General features: G+C 57.2%; 12 protein-coding genes. 9 read left to right on the top strand and 3 right to left on the bottom strand.

Going from position 1 to position 16,709, the window contains the following annotated elements; all coding sequences use genetic code 11:
• Positions 1–128 precede the first annotated feature (128 nt).
• Positions 129–2,084: an acetate--CoA ligase gene (gene acs, locus WFK59_RS13255; protein ID WP_336755969.1), complete on the bottom strand. Its 1,956-nt coding sequence runs from the start codon at positions 2,082–2,084 to the stop codon at positions 129–131.
• 585 nt (positions 2,085–2,669) lie between these two features.
• Here acs and gltP point away from each other — a divergent pair.
• From gltP to WFK59_RS13235, 4 genes are all read left to right on the top strand, one after another.
• Positions 2,670–3,971, top strand: a complete 1,302-nt coding sequence (gene gltP / locus WFK59_RS13250; protein ID WP_233985553.1) for a glutamate/aspartate:proton symporter GltP — start codon at positions 2,670–2,672, stop codon at positions 3,969–3,971.
• A 456-nt stretch (positions 3,972–4,427) separates the two neighbouring features.
• On the top strand, positions 4,428–5,339 hold the full coding sequence (gene murQ / locus WFK59_RS13245; RefSeq protein WP_336755968.1) for an N-acetylmuramic acid 6-phosphate etherase: 912 nt from the start codon (positions 4,428–4,430) through the stop codon (positions 5,337–5,339).
• Positions 5,339–6,769, top strand: a complete 1,431-nt coding sequence (gene murP, locus WFK59_RS13240) for a PTS N-acetylmuramic acid transporter subunit IIBC (RefSeq protein ID WP_336755967.1) — start codon at positions 5,339–5,341, stop codon at positions 6,767–6,769. The genes murQ and murP overlap by 1 nt, the downstream gene beginning before the upstream one ends.
• A gap of 236 nt (positions 6,770–7,005) precedes the next feature.
• Positions 7,006–8,550: a methyl-accepting chemotaxis protein gene (locus WFK59_RS13235; protein WP_336755966.1), complete on the top strand. Its 1,545-nt coding sequence runs from the start codon at positions 7,006–7,008 to the stop codon at positions 8,548–8,550.
• On the opposite strand, the gene WFK59_RS13230 is transcribed toward WFK59_RS13235, so the two are convergent.
• Positions 8,547–9,512, bottom strand: a complete 966-nt coding sequence (locus WFK59_RS13230; RefSeq protein ID WP_233985549.1) for an AraC family transcriptional regulator — start codon at positions 9,510–9,512, stop codon at positions 8,547–8,549. The genes WFK59_RS13235 and WFK59_RS13230 overlap by 4 nt on opposite strands.
• Before the next feature lie 104 nt (positions 9,513–9,616).
• Here WFK59_RS13230 and WFK59_RS13225 point away from each other — a divergent pair, with 104 nt between their 5' ends.
• The 3 genes from WFK59_RS13225 (at position 9,617) to yncE (ending at position 12,486) form a co-directional block, all read left to right on the top strand.
• Positions 9,617–10,804, top strand: coding sequence for an MFS transporter (locus WFK59_RS13225; protein ID WP_293000149.1), 1,188 nt, complete (start codon positions 9,617–9,619; stop codon positions 10,802–10,804).
• A gap of 212 nt (positions 10,805–11,016) precedes the next feature.
• Positions 11,017–11,226: a DUF1471 domain-containing protein gene (locus WFK59_RS13220; protein ID WP_233985547.1), complete on the top strand. Its 210-nt coding sequence runs from the start codon at positions 11,017–11,019 to the stop codon at positions 11,224–11,226.
• A 207-nt stretch (positions 11,227–11,433) separates the two neighbouring features.
• Positions 11,434–12,486, top strand: a complete 1,053-nt coding sequence (gene yncE, locus WFK59_RS13215) for a 7-bladed beta-propeller protein YncE (RefSeq protein WP_336755965.1) — start codon at positions 11,434–11,436, stop codon at positions 12,484–12,486.
• 184 nt (positions 12,487–12,670) lie between these two features.
• On the opposite strand, the gene sbmA is transcribed toward yncE, so the two are convergent.
• Positions 12,671–13,912 carry a peptide antibiotic transporter SbmA gene (gene sbmA, locus WFK59_RS13210; protein WP_233985545.1) on the bottom strand — a complete coding sequence of 414 codons (1,242 nt, stop codon included), beginning with the start codon at positions 13,910–13,912 and terminating at the stop codon, positions 12,671–12,673.
• Between the two features lie 274 nt (positions 13,913–14,186).
• On the opposite strand from sbmA, the gene WFK59_RS13205 reads away from it, so the two are divergent.
• Both WFK59_RS13205 and WFK59_RS13200 read left to right on the top strand, forming a co-directional pair.
• Complete coding sequence (locus WFK59_RS13205; protein WP_233985544.1) at positions 14,187–14,921, top strand: gluconate 2-dehydrogenase subunit 3 family protein; 735 nt, start codon at positions 14,187–14,189, stop codon at positions 14,919–14,921.
• A gap of 2 nt (positions 14,922–14,923) precedes the next feature.
• Positions 14,924–16,708, top strand: a complete 1,785-nt coding sequence (locus WFK59_RS13200; protein WP_233985543.1) for a GMC family oxidoreductase — start codon at positions 14,924–14,926, stop codon at positions 16,706–16,708.
• Position 16,709: the final 1 nt, after the last annotated feature.

The following is a 16,709-nucleotide window of genomic DNA, read 5'->3' as shown; positions in this document are numbered from 1 at the left end:
AGAGGTCTTGCAGGCGTAAACCTCACGCCTGGGCGCGGGTTCGGCTGGTAATTTTATTTGTGACTACAGAAACACACTGCGTAGGGCGGGCATGGCGGGAAATGATCTTCCCGCCGGATAAGGTGCGCTTACGGCATTTTGATCGACTGTTTCTCCTCAAGCAGTTTTTCCACTACGCCAGGATCGGCGAGGGTCGAGGTATCGCCAAGATTGGTGGTATCACCGGTGGCGATTTTGCGCAGAATACGGCGCATGATCTTGCCGGAGCGGGTTTTCGGCAGCGAGTCGGTCCAGTGCAGCACATCCGGGGTGGCAATCGGGCCGATCTCTTTACGTACCCAGTTACGCACTTCGGTGTACAACTCCGGCGACGGCTCTTCGCCATGATTCAGAGTGATGTAAGCGTAAATCGCCTGGCCCTTGATGCTGTGCGGAATGCCCACCACCGCGGCTTCGGCAATTTTCGGGTGCGACACCAGCGCTGACTCAATCTCAGCGGTGCCCAGACGGTGGCCGGAGACGTTGAGGACGTCATCTACCCGTCCGGTGATCCAGTAATAACCATCCTCGTCACGACGCGCGCCGTCGCCGCTGAAGTAGACATTCTTAAAGGTAGAGAAGTAGGTCTGTTCAAAGCGCTCATGGTCGCCATACAGCGTACGCGCCTGACCCGGCCAGGATTCAGTGATCACCAGATTGCCTTCACAGGCCCCTAGCTGCGGCTGGCCTTCATTATCGACCAGCGCTGGCTGCACGCCGAAGAAAGGTTTGGTGGCCGATCCCGCCTTGAGTTCGGTCGCACCCGGCAATGGCGTGATCATGAAGCCACCGGTTTCAGTCTGCCACCAGGTATCGACGATCGGGCAGCGGCTGTTACCGATTTTCTTGTAGTACCACTCCCAGGCTTCCGGATTAATCGGTTCACCGACCGAACCCATGATGCGCAGCGTGCTGCGGTCGGTGCCCTGAATCGCTTTATCGCCTTCGGCCATCAGGGCGCGGATAGCGGTCGGAGCGGTGTAGAGCAGCGTCACCTTGTGCTTATCCACCACTTCCGCCATGCGGCTCGGGGTCGGCCAGTTCGGCACGCCTTCAAACATCAGCGTGGTCGCGCCACAGGCCAGCGGGCCGTAAATCAGGTAGCTGTGACCGGTGATCCAGCCGACGTCAGCGGTACACCAGTAGACGTCGTCCAGATGGTAATCGAAGACAAATTTAAAGGTAGTGGCAGCGTAAACCAGATAACCGCCGGTGGTGTGCAGCACCCCTTTCGGCTTGCCGGTCGAGCCGGAGGTATAAAGGATAAACAGCGGATCTTCCGCCCCGACTTCAGCCGGAGAGTGATTGGTACTGGCATTCAGCATCAGCTCATGCCACCAGCTGTCGCGGCCTTCTACCCAGCCGATATCACTGCCGGTGCGCTGAAACACCACCACGTTCTTCACGCTGGTAACGTTAGGATTTTTTAACGCATCATCGACGTTCTTCTTCAGCGGGATGCTGCGTCCGGCACGAATCCCTTCATCGGCAGTAATCACCAGCGAGGCGCTGGAATCGACGATCCGGCCCGCCACCGCTTCCGGTGAGAAGCCACCAAAAATCACCGAATGGACGGCACCGATGCGCGCACAGGCCAGCATCGCTACCGCGGCTTCCGGTACCATCGGCATGTAGATCGCTACCACATCGCCTTTCTTCACCTTGAGTAATTCCAGCACGTTGGCGAAGCGACAGACTTCAGCATGCAACTGGCGGAAGGTCAGGGTCTTACTCTCGCTGGCGTCGTCGCCTTCCCAGATAATTGCCGGGTGGTCGCCGCGGGTCTGCAAATGCCGGTCAAGGCAGTTTGCCGCCAGGTTGAGCGTGCCATCTTCGTACCAGCGAATGTCAATATTTCCCGGCGCAAACGAGCAGTTTTTCACTTTGCTGTAGGGCTTGATCCAGTCGAGGATTTTGCCCTGTTCGCCCCAGAACGCATCCGGATCAGTGACAGATTGCTGATACATCGTCTGATACTGTTCAGCGGTAATCAGGGTGTTTGCTGCAATATTCTCTGGAACGGGATGTTTATGTATTTGGCTCATGGCGGATCTCCTTGAAGATGTTAATGATATGTCAATCAATGGTTAATTGAAGCCCGCCCTGAGGCTTTGTTTCTTTTTTGCGCCGTAGATCACGCGATAAACCCTGCGCGCGCCCGCGCGTCGATGACGGCCGAATTGCGCTTAACTCCCTGCCGGTAATAGGGAATTAAGGTGTAACCTTTTGTGTTTTCCCGTGTTCAAAAAGCGAGCAAACGCGCCGGGTGAGTTTTTGCGCAATTCTGCATAGCTATGCGTTAATTCATCGAACTAATACTTTTCATAACAGCAGGTTAGGGATTTACGGCTGGCGCAGCATTTTATGCTACTCAGGTGGTGAACTTTTAAACGAAGACGCCAAGGGTTGCATTTACCACAGTGAAAATGGTACTTATCTCGCCCCTGTTCTGCAGGTATCAACTCAGACCGCGTCTGAAAATGGGTATGGGAATCATCAGATTTTCGTGCGAGGCGCTGTCTCCAAACACCCTCTAATTTACCGGGCTTTTTGCTCACTTCCCTGTGTGTATTGTCTTCTGCACCTTCGCAGTAGAGAGAAACGGGTTTTGACTGAGGAAATTACGCGTTATGAAAGGTTTTAAAATCAGCCTGGCCTGGCAGATTCTGATAGCCCTGGTGCTTGGCATCGTTGTGGGTGCCGTGCTGCATAATCAGCCAGACAATCGTGAATGGTTAGTCACCAATATTCTCAGCCCGGCGGGCGACATCTTTATCCATCTGATTAAGATGATTGTGGTACCGATTGTGATCTCATCACTGATCGTCGGCATTGCCGGCGTCGGCGATGCCAAAAAGTTGGGGCGCATCGGCGTCAAAACGATTCTCTACTTTGAAGTGATCACCACCCTTGCCATTGTGGTCGGGATTACCCTGGCTAACGTATTTCAACCTGGCACCGGCATCGATATGTCAACGCTGGCAACGGTGGACATCTCTAAATATGAAGCCACCACGGCAGAAGTGCAGGGCGGGCCGCATAGCCTGGTCGCCACTATCCTGTCGCTGATCCCGCAGAACATTTTCGCCTCGATGGCGAAAGGTGACATGCTGCCGATTATCTTCTTCTCGGTGCTGTTTGGCTTAGGCCTCTCATCGCTACCATCAGAGCAGCGCGATCCGCTGGTGAACCTGTTCCGTGGCATCTCAGAAGCGATGTTTAAAGTGACACACATGATCATGCGCTATGCGCCGATCGGTGTGTTTGCGCTGATTGCCGTCACCATCGCGAACTTCGGCTTCGCCTCGCTGTGGCCGCTGGCTAAGCTGGTGCTGCTGGTCTACGCGGCGATTCTGTTCTTCGCCTTTGTGGTGCTGGGCGGCGTGGCGCGTTTCTGTAAGCTGCGTATCACCACGCTGATGCGCATCCTTAAAGATGAGCTGATTCTCTCTTACTCCACCTCCAGCTCGGAGACGGTACTGCCGCGCATCATGCAGAAGATGGAAGCCTACGGCGCGCCGAAAGCGATCACCAGCTTCGTGGTGCCGACCGGGTATTCGTTTAACCTGGATGGCTCAACCCTCTACCAGAGTATCGCTGCCATCTTTATCGCGCAGCTGTATGGCATCGACCTGTCACTGGGCGACGAGATTATCCTGGTGCTGACGCTGATGGTGACCTCGAAAGGCATCGCTGGCGTGCCGGGCGTTTCGTTTGTGGTCTTGCTGGCAACGCTGGGCAGCGTCGGTATTCCGCTGGAAGGGCTGGCGTTTATCGCCGGTGTCGACCGTATTATGGATATGGCGCGTACCGCGCTGAACGTCATTGGTAACGCCCTGGCGGTGCTGGTGATTGCCCGCTGGGAAAACCAGTTCGACGCAGAGCAGGCGAAAGAGTACGAACTGCAACTGCGGACTCAGACCGCCAGTTAATCACGCGGTTTAATAAAAAGGCTCAACGAAGGTTGGGCCTTTTTTGTTTCCGGCAAATGACTGTGACCGGTTCAACCGCACACCTTACCTGACACCTGACACCTGAAACCTGACACCTGACACCTGACCTTGTCTCTTCTCTTTTCAAAAGCGATCCAAAAGCCCGCGGGAAGAAAAGGTTCACCCGAAGAGTAAAGCGTCCCGCGCCAGGGAAGGCGCGGGCCGAGCGTCATGGATGACGAATGCGTCTTTACGATCGGGTGAATCTTTTCTGACCCGGCACCCGACCTGAAGCACGCCTCCGGCACCCGCTCAGAACTGGACACCTGCCCACCAGGATTCCCGTTTTATTTGATCCCCACCTCGCAGCAATAAAAAAAAGATCTCACCCCATGAATTAATCATTCGTTATGATAGTTCATCTATTGAATAATTTATTCCTATACGGAGCCTGCTATGAAAATTGACCTCAGCCAGATGATCACCGAAGGCCGTAATCCTGCCAGTCAGAACATTGACGAACTGTCGACCGAAGCGATGCTGCGCGTCATTAATGATGAAGATAAAAAAGTGGCGCTGGCGGTGGAAGCGATTGTGCCGCAGATCGCCACGGCGGTTGATGCTATCTGCGCGGCATTCCAGGCCGGTGGCCGGCTGATCTATTGCGGTGCCGGCACCTCGGGCCGGCTGGGTATTCTGGATGCCAGCGAGTGCCCGCCAACCTTTGGTACACCGCGCGAACAGGTGATAGGGCTGATCGCCGGTGGTCATAAAGCCATTCTGCAGGCGGTAGAAAATGCCGAAGATAACCGGGAGCAGGGCGCGCAGGATCTGCGCGACATCCACTTCAGCCGCCAGGATGTGCTGGTGGGCATCGCTGCCAGCGGCCGCACCCCTTACGTGCTGGGTGCGCTGGCCTATGCTGGTGAGATTGGTGCCACCACCGTCGCGCTAACCTGTAATCCCGACAGTCCGATGTCGCAGGCCGCTGCAATCGCCCTGACGCCCGTGGTGGGGCCGGAAGTGGTCACCGGCTCGTCGCGCATGAAAGCGGGAACCGCGCAGAAACTGGTGCTGAACATGCTGACCACCGGTGCGATGATCCGCAGCGGGAAAGTCTACGGCAACCTGATGGTGGATGTGGAAGCGACCAATCAGAAACTGGTGCAGCGCCAGGTCAACATCGTCAAACAGGCAACCGACTGCGATGATACCACTGCCAGCACCGCGCTGAACGCCTGTGGCGGCCACTGCAAAACGGCGATCCTGATGGTACTGGCCGGACTCACGGCGGAAGAAGCGAAAACGCTGCTGGGGCAACATCAGGGCTTTATCCGCCAGGCGCTGCAGGCGGCGGGAGCACGCTGATGGCGAAAATCACTGACGCGCTATTACGCGACATTCTGCAGGCGGTCGGCGGCGCGCAGAATATCGCGGCCTGCGGCAACTGCATGACACGGCTGCGGCTGACGCTCAGCCAGCCCGAACGGGTCGACCTCACCCGGCTGAAAAGCCTGCCGGGCGTGCTCGGGGTGATCGACAGTGATGCCCAGCTACAGATTGTACTGGGTCCTGGCAAAGCGCAGACCGCCGCCGAAAGGATGCAGACCTTACTGGCACAGAGCGAAGCGCCTGCGCTCGGCGAACTGGCCGCACAGCATAAGCAACAATTAAAGGCGAAACAGACCAGCGGCCTGCATCAGTTTCTGTCGCGCTTCGCCACTATCTTTACTCCGCTTATTCCGGGCTTTATCGGCGCGGGCTTACTGCTGGGTTTTGCCACCCTGATAGAACAGAGCCTGCACCTCAATACGCCAGGCGACCATGCACCGTGGCTGCTGCACAGCGTGGCTTACATGAAGGTATTCGGCAAAGGGCTGTTCACCTTTCTCAGCATCCTGATTGGCTATAACGCGCAGAAGGCGTTTGGCGGCAGCGGAGTGAATGGCGCGATCATCGCCTCACTGTTTGTGCTCGGCTATGTCCCGACCGCCACCGTCGGCTACTACAGCGGTATGGAGAGCTTTTTTGGCCTGACCATCGACCCGCGCGGCAATATCATCGGCGTACTGCTGGCGGCGATCATCGGGGCGGGCATTGAAAAGCAGATCCGCAAAATCATTCCGGATAATCTGGATATGATCCTCACCTCACTGTTTACGCTGCTGATCACCGGTGCAATCACCTACCTGCTGATTATGCCGCTGGGTGGCGAGCTGTTTAAAGGGATGTCCTGGCTGTTTATCCACCTGAATAACAACCCTTTTGGCTGCGCACTGCTGGCCGGACTGTTTCTGATCGCCGTGATGTTTGGCATTCATCAGGGGTTTATTCCGGTCTACTTTGCGCTGATGGAAACCCAGGGGTTCAATTCGCTGTTCCCGATCCTGGCGATGGCCGGTGCAGGCCAGGTCGGGGCCTCGCTGGCGTTATGGTGTAAGGCGGAAAAAGGAGCGCTGCTGCGGGCGCAAATCAAAGGGGCGATTGTTCCGGGGCTGCTTGGCGTCGGCGAACCGCTGATTTATGGCGTCACGCTGCCGCGCCTCAAGCCGTTTATCACCGCCTGTGGTGGCGGCGCGCTGGGCGGTTTCTTCATTGGCCTGATGGCGTGGCTGGGCTTACCGGTCGGCATGAACACCGTGTTTGGCCCGTCCGGACTGGTGACGCTGCCGCTGATGACCTCCAGCCAGGGCATTTTTGCCGGTATGGCGGTTTATCTGGCGGGACTGGTGGTCGCGTGGACGGGCGGATTTTTTCTGACCTGGTGGTTTGGTACCCGCAACGTGGACCTCAGCTGACTCTGCGGCCCGCCGCGGCATTATTCTCCAGTCGTGCTAACGAATGAATAAAGGAAAAATTGTGAAAGCCGCTGCAAAGCGGCTTTTTTATTGCGGTTAATTAAGTCAAAACGCTAAAGGGAGTGATGGGCCATGCCGAAAACATAAAAAAAGATAATCGTTATTTCTCAACCTGACTTTTTCACACTGGCGTCCACCGGCAGCGTGCAGGAGATGGGTACTCAAGGACTCTTGTGATGCGTAACAACCAGCCTGTCTCCCAGCGTGAATATCTGTTCGACGATCATGCGACCCTGATGTCGACTACCGATCTCAACAGCTACATTACCTATGCCAACGATGCCTTTATCGAAGCGAGCGGATTTACTACCGAAGAGATTAACGGGCAGCCACACAATATGGTGCGTCACCCGGATATGCCGCCTGAGGCCTTTGCCGATATGTGGGCGACGCTGAAACAGGGCGAACCCTGGACGGCACTGGTGAAAAACCGCCGTAAAAATGGCGATCACTACTGGGTGCGTGCCAACGCCATTCCGGTAGTCCGGGACGGCAATGTGCAGGGCTATATGTCGGTGCGCACTAAACCGGGCGTGGAAGAGGTGCGTCAGGCCGAGGCGCTGTATCAGGATTTCCAGGCCGGACGCGCGAAAGGGCGACGTTTCTACAAGGGGCTGGTGGTGCGCAGCGGCTGGCGTCGTCCCGCCTCACTGCTGAAAACGCTACCGCTTCGCTGGCGCATCCGCAGCACGCTACTGACCTTATTGCCGCTGTCGGTGGCGGGTGTCTGGGCGCTGGGCGTCACGCCGCCGGCGCTGGGCAGCTTCACCGCAGGCATGGCGGCGCTGCTGGCGCTGTCCAGCCTGTGGCTGGAGCAGCAGATCTCGCGACCTATCGAGCGGATGTGCAAACAGGCGCTGAGCGTGGCGACCGGTGCCAGTCATAAAGTCGAGCAGATGGATCGGGTGGATGAAGTCGGCGTGACGCTGCGCGCCATCGGCCAGCTCGGACTTATGTTCCGCTGGCTGGTCGATGACGTCAGCGGACAGGCAATCAACGTGCTCAGCGCCAGCGATGCCATCGCCCGCAGCAACAATGAACTGAGTCGCCGCACTGAGCAGGCGGCGGCCAACGTGCAGCAGACCGCCGCCACCATGAATGAGATGACCGCGACGGTGAAAAGCAACACCGAAACCGCTCATGAAGTGAACACCCTGTCGTCAGATACCAGCAGCGCGGCGATGAAAGGCGGCGACGTGATGAAAGAGATGATGGAGATGATGGGCGAAATTGCCGACAGCTCAAAGCGTATCGCCAACATTACCAGCGTGATCGACGGCATTGCCTTCCAGACCAATATCCTGGCGCTGAACGCGGCAGTCGAAGCCGCACGCGCTGGCGAACAGGGCAAAGGGTTTGCGGTTGTGGCAGGTGAAGTGCGTAACCTGGCGCAGCGCAGCGCCAAAGCCGCCAGCGAGATTAAAACGCTGGTAGAGACCAGCGCCAGCCGGGTGCAATCCGGCAATGATCACGCCAGCGCGGCCGGCCGGACGATGCAGGATATCGTGTCGCAGGTACAGAACGTCACGGCACTGATTGCGCAGATCAGCGCGGCCACCGCGGAACAGGCGACGGCGTTAAGCGAAGTCAGCAGCGCGGTGGAAGATCTCGACGACATCACCCACCAGAACGCCGCCCGCGTGGCCGAAAGCGCTGAAGCCTCCGGTCGGATGACGCATCAGGCTAACCGCCTGGTCGAGGCGATCAGCGTCTTTCGCTAAGAGGCCAGCGCCTGGGCGCTCTCGCGTCCGGCCCGCAGCGCGCCAGGCGACTGACCGACAATGCGCTTAAAGGCGCGACTGAAGGCGGCAATCGAGCCGTAGCCGAGATGAAAGGCGACGGCTTCCACCGCTTCACCGTTATTCACAATGCGCTGCACTGCCAGCCGCATCCGCAGTTCGGTCAGGTAACGCAGCGGCGTCATGCTGGTGGCGTTCAGAAAGCGTTCGGCAAATACCGAGCGTGAGCAGCCCGCCACGCGCGCCAGCCGCGCTACCGTCCAGTTTTCACCCGGTTCGCGGTGCATGGCCGCAATGGCCTGGCTGAGCCGCGGGTCGCGCATCGCCTGTACCAGTCCGCTACTTTTGCCGCAGCCGTTTTCCACCCAGCCGCGCACAATCAGCGCCGCCACCACGTCAGCCAGCCGCGAAAGAATGCCAGCGAAGCCCGCCTGACGGGTCCGCGACTCGCGCTCCATCGCTTCCAGAATCGGCCGGATCTCCGGGTATTGCGACAGCAGCGTGCTGACCAGCATCACATCCGGCATGGTATTGATCAGCGGCTGCATCCCTCCGAGTTCAAACGCCATACAGGCGCTGAACAGCAGCACGCTATGCTCATCGTCGCAGGCATCGGCTGGCGCATTAATGGCGCAGACGCTGTCGCAGATCGGCTTGCTGGTCATATTGGCGATGCACTGACAATCCGCTTCTTCGCTGGAGATCAGGCTGTGCGGTTTACCGTGCGGCACCAGCAACGCATCGCCGCTGTTAAGCTGAAACACCTCGCCTGAGGCACTGCGCACCAGCAGCGAACCGCGTCCGACAAAGTGAAACTGCGCCCGGCCTGGCGAATTGTCGAAGCGCAACCCAAACGGGGCGCTGACGGCGATGCGCTGATAGTTCACGCCGTACAGCCGCATTCCCATCAGCAGTTCACTGGTCAGATCTTCATAATGGCTCATGTGAATCCAGACGAATTATCAAAAATGACGGTGTAAGCATCATAGATCGTCTTGCGTCTGCCCTCTATGCTCACACTTACTTTTTTTCTATCCGGAGAAGCAGCATGAGTCTGACAACCGAAGTGGCTGATGAGGTTTCCTCGCCCGCCCGTCCCGCGTGGGGCGCGGTATTTGCTATGGCGTTTGGCGTATTCAGCCTGATCACCGCCGAATTTTTACCGGTCAGTTTACTGACGCCAATGGCCCACAGCCTTGGCGTCTCCGAAGGCCAGGCGGGCCAGACTGTTACCATCACCGCGCTGGTTGCGCTGTTTACCAGTCTGATCACCGCCAGCGTCACCCGACGGATTGACCGCCGCATCGTGATGCTGGTGTTTTCGCTGCTGCTGATCGCTTCAGCGCTGATGGTAGCGCTGGCTGGCAGCCTGACGACAATCCTGCTGGCGCGCGTGCTGCTGGGAATGGCGATCGGTGGCTTCTGGACGTTATCGACCGCCATTACCATGCGGCTGGTGCCGGCCGATCAGGTGCCACGCGCGTTATCGATTGTCTTTAGCGGCATCTCGCTGGCGACAATCATTGCAACGCCGCTCGGCAGTTACCTCGGTGGGCTGGTCGGCTGGCGTAACATCTTTATGCTGACCGCCGGATTAGGCGCGGTAGCGCTGCTGTGGCAGTTCTTTACCCTGCCCGCGATGCCGCCAGAGAACAAAACGCGCAGCGGCGGGGTACTGGATCTGCTGCGTATCGGGGTGATGCGCTGGGGTATGCTGGCCGTCATTATGATGTTTACCGGTCACTTCGCCTTCTTTACCTATCTGCGCCCGTTCCTGGAAAGCGTTGCCCAACTGAATCTCAACCAGCTGTCGCTGGCGTTGCTGGCCTTTGGCGTGGCGAACTTTTTTGGCACCTCGCTGGCCGGTTATCTGGTGACCCGCAGCGTATCGCTGACCCTGAGCGGCATGGCGCTGCTGATGAGCCTCACCGCGCTGCTGCTGGTGAGCTTCGGCGACGTCAGCTGGCTGGTAGGCGTCGGGGTGGCGGTATGGGGCATGGCGTTTGGTTCGATGCCGACCGGCTGGTCAACCTGGATTTCACGCGCCGTGCCGGACGATGCCGAATCGGGCGGCGGCTTACTGGTGGCTACCATCCAGCTGGCGATCACCGTTGGGGCAGCGGCAGGCGGCTGGATGTTTGACCTGCGCGGCGCAGGCGGTGTGTTCCTCGCCAGCGGGGGACTGATGTTGCTGGCGGCGCTGACTATCTTCACCCGGGTACGGCATCACGGTTAAATCGAGCAAGGCAGCCATTTATGCTGCCTTTTTTTCTGAGTGTGGATTATTAACCTTTTGAGCGATAACTATACAAGACGTGCTTTTTATCATCAGTTTTATTGAATGAGTTAAGCAAAAGTCTCCGCTTTTTACTGATCAAGATCCGGTCTAGTATATCTATCAACAAGGCAGCACGCCTTACCTGATAAAACTTAATCGAGGAATTGACCATGAAATCTATCAAAACTTTTGCAGCAGTTATCGCGCTTTCTGTTCTGCCATTCGCCAGTTTCGCCCAGTCTGTGACCGCTATCGACTCTACGCTTGATGGCGCTGAAGCGAAAATTGCTGCTCAGGCGCAGGAACAAGGTGCTTCATATAAAATCACCGAAGCCTACACCAATAACGGCGTTCACATGACCGCTGAACTGCTGAAATAAGCCACGCTTTATCCGCTTATGCTGACAGGACGCCACCCGGCGTCCTGGCGGCGTTTGCCGCTCATCCATAATAATCCTGTCTCTTTCCCCCCGAAATAATTATTATTCTCAAAAACAAACTCATCTGATCCCGGATCAGAGACTTTCTGGTTGCAATGTCGGGCTTTCTTTTCACCGCGTCTGCGGTGAATTAACTATGGAGAAGTTATGAAAGCGTTAATCAAAACCCGCTGGGCGCTGCGTCCTCTGGTGCTGGCAACCGCGCTGTTTTCTGCGTCAGGATTAGTGACGGCGCAGGCAGACGATATCAATCAGCCGATCGGCAAAGGCGTATATGAACTGGCCGTCAGCCCAAAAGATAACGCGCTGTTTGTGGCCTCATCGCAGAACAGCAGCGGTAACGGCGGCACGGTGTTCCGTCTCGATCCCACCACGCTGGCGGTGCAGCAGTCGATCAATACCGAACTGAAGGCGTTTGGCGCGGCGATCAATCCGCAGACAAATGTGCTTTACGTCGGCAATACCGTTGAGGGTTCGCTGACCGCCATCGATGCCAGCAGCGGAAAAGTGCTGAACACTCTGGTACTGGATAGCCGTAAGCGCAGTGAAACGGTGCGTCCGCTGCAGCCGCGACAGGTGGCGGTCGATGTCAAAACCAATCGCGTCTATGTTACCGGTCTGGGACCGCAGAGCGTGGTCTGGGTGGTGGATGGCAGCACGCTGCAACTGATTAGTACCGTGCCAGATACCGGCAAGATGGGAACCGGCCTGGCGGTCGATTCGGCGGCGCAGAAAGTCTACGTGACCAACGGCGACGGTGAACTGGTCACCATCAACGCTCGCACCAATGCCGTGGAGAAAAAGCAGAAGATCGATGGCGATAAAGCGCACTTTTTCCTGAACATTGCGCTGGATACGCGCGGTCAGCGAGCCTTCCTCAGCGATTCGAAGCAGGCGCAGGTGCTGGTGGTGGATCTGCGTAATCAGCAGGTGATCCAGCGGATCGCTGTGCCGGAGTCGCTGGCGGTGCTGTTCAATCCGGATCGTAATGAGCTCTATGTCACCCATCGTAAAGCGGGTGAAGTCAGCATCATTGATGCCAGCAGTTTCAGCGTGAAGCGCAGCGTGAAAACCCCCGGTTTACCCAACAGTCTGGCGCTCTCTGCTGACGGCAAAGCGTTGTATGTCAGCGTGAAGCAACCGGGTTCGCGTAAAGCGCCGCCAAAAGATCCTGACAGCGTAATGCGTATTGCACTGTAAAAGGTGATCGCCGCTTATCGGCGCGGGCGAGCCGTTTAACCCCGGCGTTGTGTACTCTGAAGCCACTCTGACGAGTGGCTTTTTGCCGTAAAAAAGCCCGCTGACGCGGGCCGGGAGCTGAGGTCATTTCCGACCGAGGCGGGAAGCCGATCACGCTAGCTACAGTGTCGCTATCCTTAATCGATCAGACCTCTTCTGACGCTTCGCGCATCATCTCATCGTGTGGGATATCATCCAGAATCTGCTCAAAACTGCGCAGACGCTTGTAGATCGACATCAGTTCAACCAGCGTTGACCATGAGGCGATCAGGTACTGGAACGAACCGCGCACCTGGTCAAACACGTTGGTGATCTGGTTCAGCAGGCCCAGCGTAATGGTGCCCGCCACAATCGACGGAAACAGCAGGAACAGGCCAAACACGTTATCAACCTGCAGATAGAGAATGCGGGTGATGTTGAAGTAGAGATAGTGAAAGTAGAGGCGGAAGTAGTTGAACCGCACCCGACCAAACAGCTCCTGCACCGTCTGCGGCCGGGCACGGTCCGCATTATCCTCGCCATACACCAGCTCTTTACGGTAAGCCGCTTCCACCCGCTGATTACGAAACTCCAGGCCTGGCAGTTTAATCCCGACTATCGCCAGTAATCCGGTGCCAAACACCGACCACAGCACGGCGGCAATCACCAGCGCATAAGGAATATTGCCAAGGAAGGGCACATCTTTAACGTGGTGTGATAGCGCCACCAGCACCGGCAAAAAGGCCACCAGGGTCATGATCGCCTGAATAAAACTGACGCCCCAGTCTTCCAGCGTGGAGGCAAACCGCATGGTGTCTTCCTGTACACGCTGCGCCGCACCTTCAACGTGACGCAGTCGCTGCCAGTTGTGCATGTAGTAATTGTTCATGGCGGTACGCCAGCGGAAAACCCAGTGGCTGATAAAGAAGGAATTAAGGACTCCAATCACCACCGCAATCAGCGCGATGCCGAGAAATGCGCGTACTTCGTGGTAAAACTCGACGATCTGCACCGATCCTGCTTTTGTCAGCGCCTTCTGAATCAGATCGTAAAACGGGCCATACCAGGCGTTGACCGCTACGCCGACCTGCACCCCAAACCAGGTGACAAAGATAATCAGCGCCGAACCCCAGACTGACCAGCGCTGCCACGGATGATTATCAATCAGCCGCCAGGCGAGGGCAAAAATGGCCACCATTACCCAGTAATAGAGATAAAACCACAGCTGGCTGGCGGCGATAAACCGTGCGGCAGTGGTTGGCAAAGGTTGTTTCATGGCGGCTTCGAATGTTGGCCACATACCGGGCAGGTGCGCGGCAAAGCCGAACCAGGCAAAAATCGCTAATAAGCTCCAGATGGCCGCTGAGCTGAAAAACAGCGCTGGCCGCGGGAAAAAAGACTTAAACATAGGCACTCCGCTGTTGTGTGTTGCCTGTTATAACGTTTTGCCTGCCTGATGTCTGTAGTCTGTTGTTTCTGCTGATGACAGTAAGGGGATAGATGTTAATGAAATTGTGCGGTTTTGTTTCCAGAGGCTAAATCTTTCTCGACAGCAGTGTTACACTAGCGCCCATTGTTACCGGTAACAATCAAGCTGTAACCCTGAATCCGCTAATAAAAACCATAACAACGCAACCATTTACCCTTTCATACCGCCTGAATGGCGGGAATGAGGCAATGTCATGTCAGAACAAAAAAAGGGTCATTCACGCAGGGATTTTTTGCTGAAGACTATTACCCTGGCGCCAGCAATGGCGGTAGGCACCACGGCGATGGGCGCACTGTCGCTGCCGCTGGCGGCACAGGCGGCTGAGGCCCCGGCCGCACCGCAACAGGCGCGTGACTACCAGCCAGCCTGGTTCACCGCCGAAGAATTTGCGTTTATCACCGCCGCCGTTGCGCGCCTGATCCCAAACGATGAACGCGGTCCTGGCGCGCTGGAGGCGGGCGTACCTGAGTTCATCGATCGTCAGATGAACACCCCGTACGCCACCGGCTCCAACTGGTATATGCAGGGACCGTTTAATCCCGACCTGCCCAAAGAGCTGGGCTACCAGCTGCCGCTGGTACCGCAGCAGATCTATCGCCTCGGCATTGCAGACGCCGATCATTTCAGCCAACAGCAGCATGGCAAGGCGTTCGCGCAGCTGAGCGGCGAACAGCAGGATGCCTTGCTGCAGGCGATGGAAAGCGGCAGCGCGCAGTTCAGCCAGCTACCGGCCAAAACCTTCTTTGCGTTTCTGCTGCAAAACACCCGCGAAGGCTTCTTCAGCGATCCCATCCACGGCGGCAATCAGGGGATGGTGGGCTGGAAGCTGATCAACTTCCCTGGCGCACGCGCCGACTTTATGGACTGGGTAGAGCGCGGTGAACGTTATCCGTTCCCGTCAGTGTCAATTCGCGGGGAGAGAGCGTAAGCATGGCAAACGAAATGAAAAAAGTGGATGCGGTAATTGTCGGCTTCGGCTGGGCAGGCGCGATCATGGCGAAAGAGCTGACCGAGGCGGGCCTCAACGTGCTGGCGCTGGAGCGCGGACCGCATCGCGATACCTATCCTGACGGCGCGTATCCGCAGTCAATTGACGAGCTGACCTATAACGTTCGCAAAAAACTGTTCCAGGATCTCTCTAAAAGCACCGTCACCATCCGTCATGATGCTTCGCAGACTGCAGTGCCTTATCGCCAGCTGGCGGCGTTTCTGCCGGGTACCGGCACCGGCGGCGCTGGCCTGCACTGGTCCGGCGTCCATTTCCGCGTCGATCCGATTGAGCTGCAGATGCGCAGCCATTACGAAGAGCGCTACGGCAAAAACTTCATTCCGGAAGGCATGACGATTCAGGACTTCGGCGTCAGCTATGACGAACTGGAGCCGTTCTTCGACAAGGCGGAAAAGGTGTTTGGTACTTCAGGCAGCGCCTGGAGCATCAAAGGCAAAGTGGTGGGGAAAGAGAAGGGCGGTAACCCGTTTGCGCCCGATCGCTCAGATAACTTCCCGCTGCCCGCGCAGAAGCGCACTTATTCGGCGCAGCTGTTCGCCCAGGCGGCGGAATCAGTGGGCTATCATCCTTACGATCTGCCGTCTGCGAATACCTCAGGTCCTTACACCAATCCCTACGGCGCACAGATGGGACCGTGCAACTTCTGCGGTTTCTGCAGTGGCTATGCCTGCTACATGTATTCCAAAGCCTCGCCGAACGTCAATATTCTGCCCGCGCTGCGCCAGGAGCCGAAGTTTGAGCTGCGCAACAACGCTTACGTGCTGCGCGTTAACCTCACCGACGACAAAAAGCGCGCCACCGGCGTGACCTATGTGGATGGACAGGGCCGTGAGCAGGTGCAGCCGGCAGATCTGGTGATCCTCTCCGCCTTCCAGTTCCACAACGTGCACCTGATGCTGCTGTCGGGCATCGGCAAGCCTTACAACCCGATCACCAACGAAGGCACCGTCGGTCGTAACTTTGCCTATCAGAACCTCTCGACGCTGAAGGCGCTGTTCGACAAAAATACCACCACCAACCCGTTTATCGGTGCGGGTGGCGCGGGCGTCGGGATTGATGATTTCAATGCTGATAACTTCGATCACGGCCCGCATGGCTTTGTCGGCGGATCGCCATTCTGGGTCAACCAGGCGGGCACCAAACCGGTCTCTGGCCTGCCGGTGCCAACGGGCACGCCAAACTGGGGCAGCCAGTGGAAAGCCGCCGTGGCCGACACCTATACCCATCATCTGTCGATGGATGCCCACGGTGCGCACCAGTCCTATCGCGTGAACTACCTCGATCTCGATCCGAACTACAAAGACGCCTATGGTCAGCCGCTGCTGCGCATGACTTTCGACTGGCAGGAGAACGACATCAAAATGGCGCAGTTCATGGTCGGCAAGATGCATAAAATCGCCGAAGCGATGAACCCGAAAATGATCATCGGCGGCGCGAAAAAGCCGGGTGCCCATTTCGATTCCACCGTCTATCAGACCACCCACATCAGCGGTGGCGCGATCATGGGCGAGGACCCGAAAACCAGCGCGGTCAACCGCTATCTGCAGAGCTGGGATGTGCCAAATGTGTTCGTGCCAGGCGCTTCCGCCTTCCCGCAGGGACTGGGCTACAACCCGACCGGCATGGTGGCGGCGCTGACATACTGGTCAGCCAGAGCGATTCGTGAGCAGTACCTGAAAAGCCCAGGTCCACTGGTGCAGGCATAAG

Origin of the sequence: Pantoea sp. USHLN298 (assembly GCF_037149395.1) — a bacterium.
Taxonomy (GTDB): domain Bacteria; phylum Pseudomonadota; class Gammaproteobacteria; order Enterobacterales; family Enterobacteriaceae; genus Pantoea; species Pantoea astica.
Note: the sequence above shows the minus strand (reverse complement) of the source record. Positions and strands in the feature narration are given on the sequence as shown.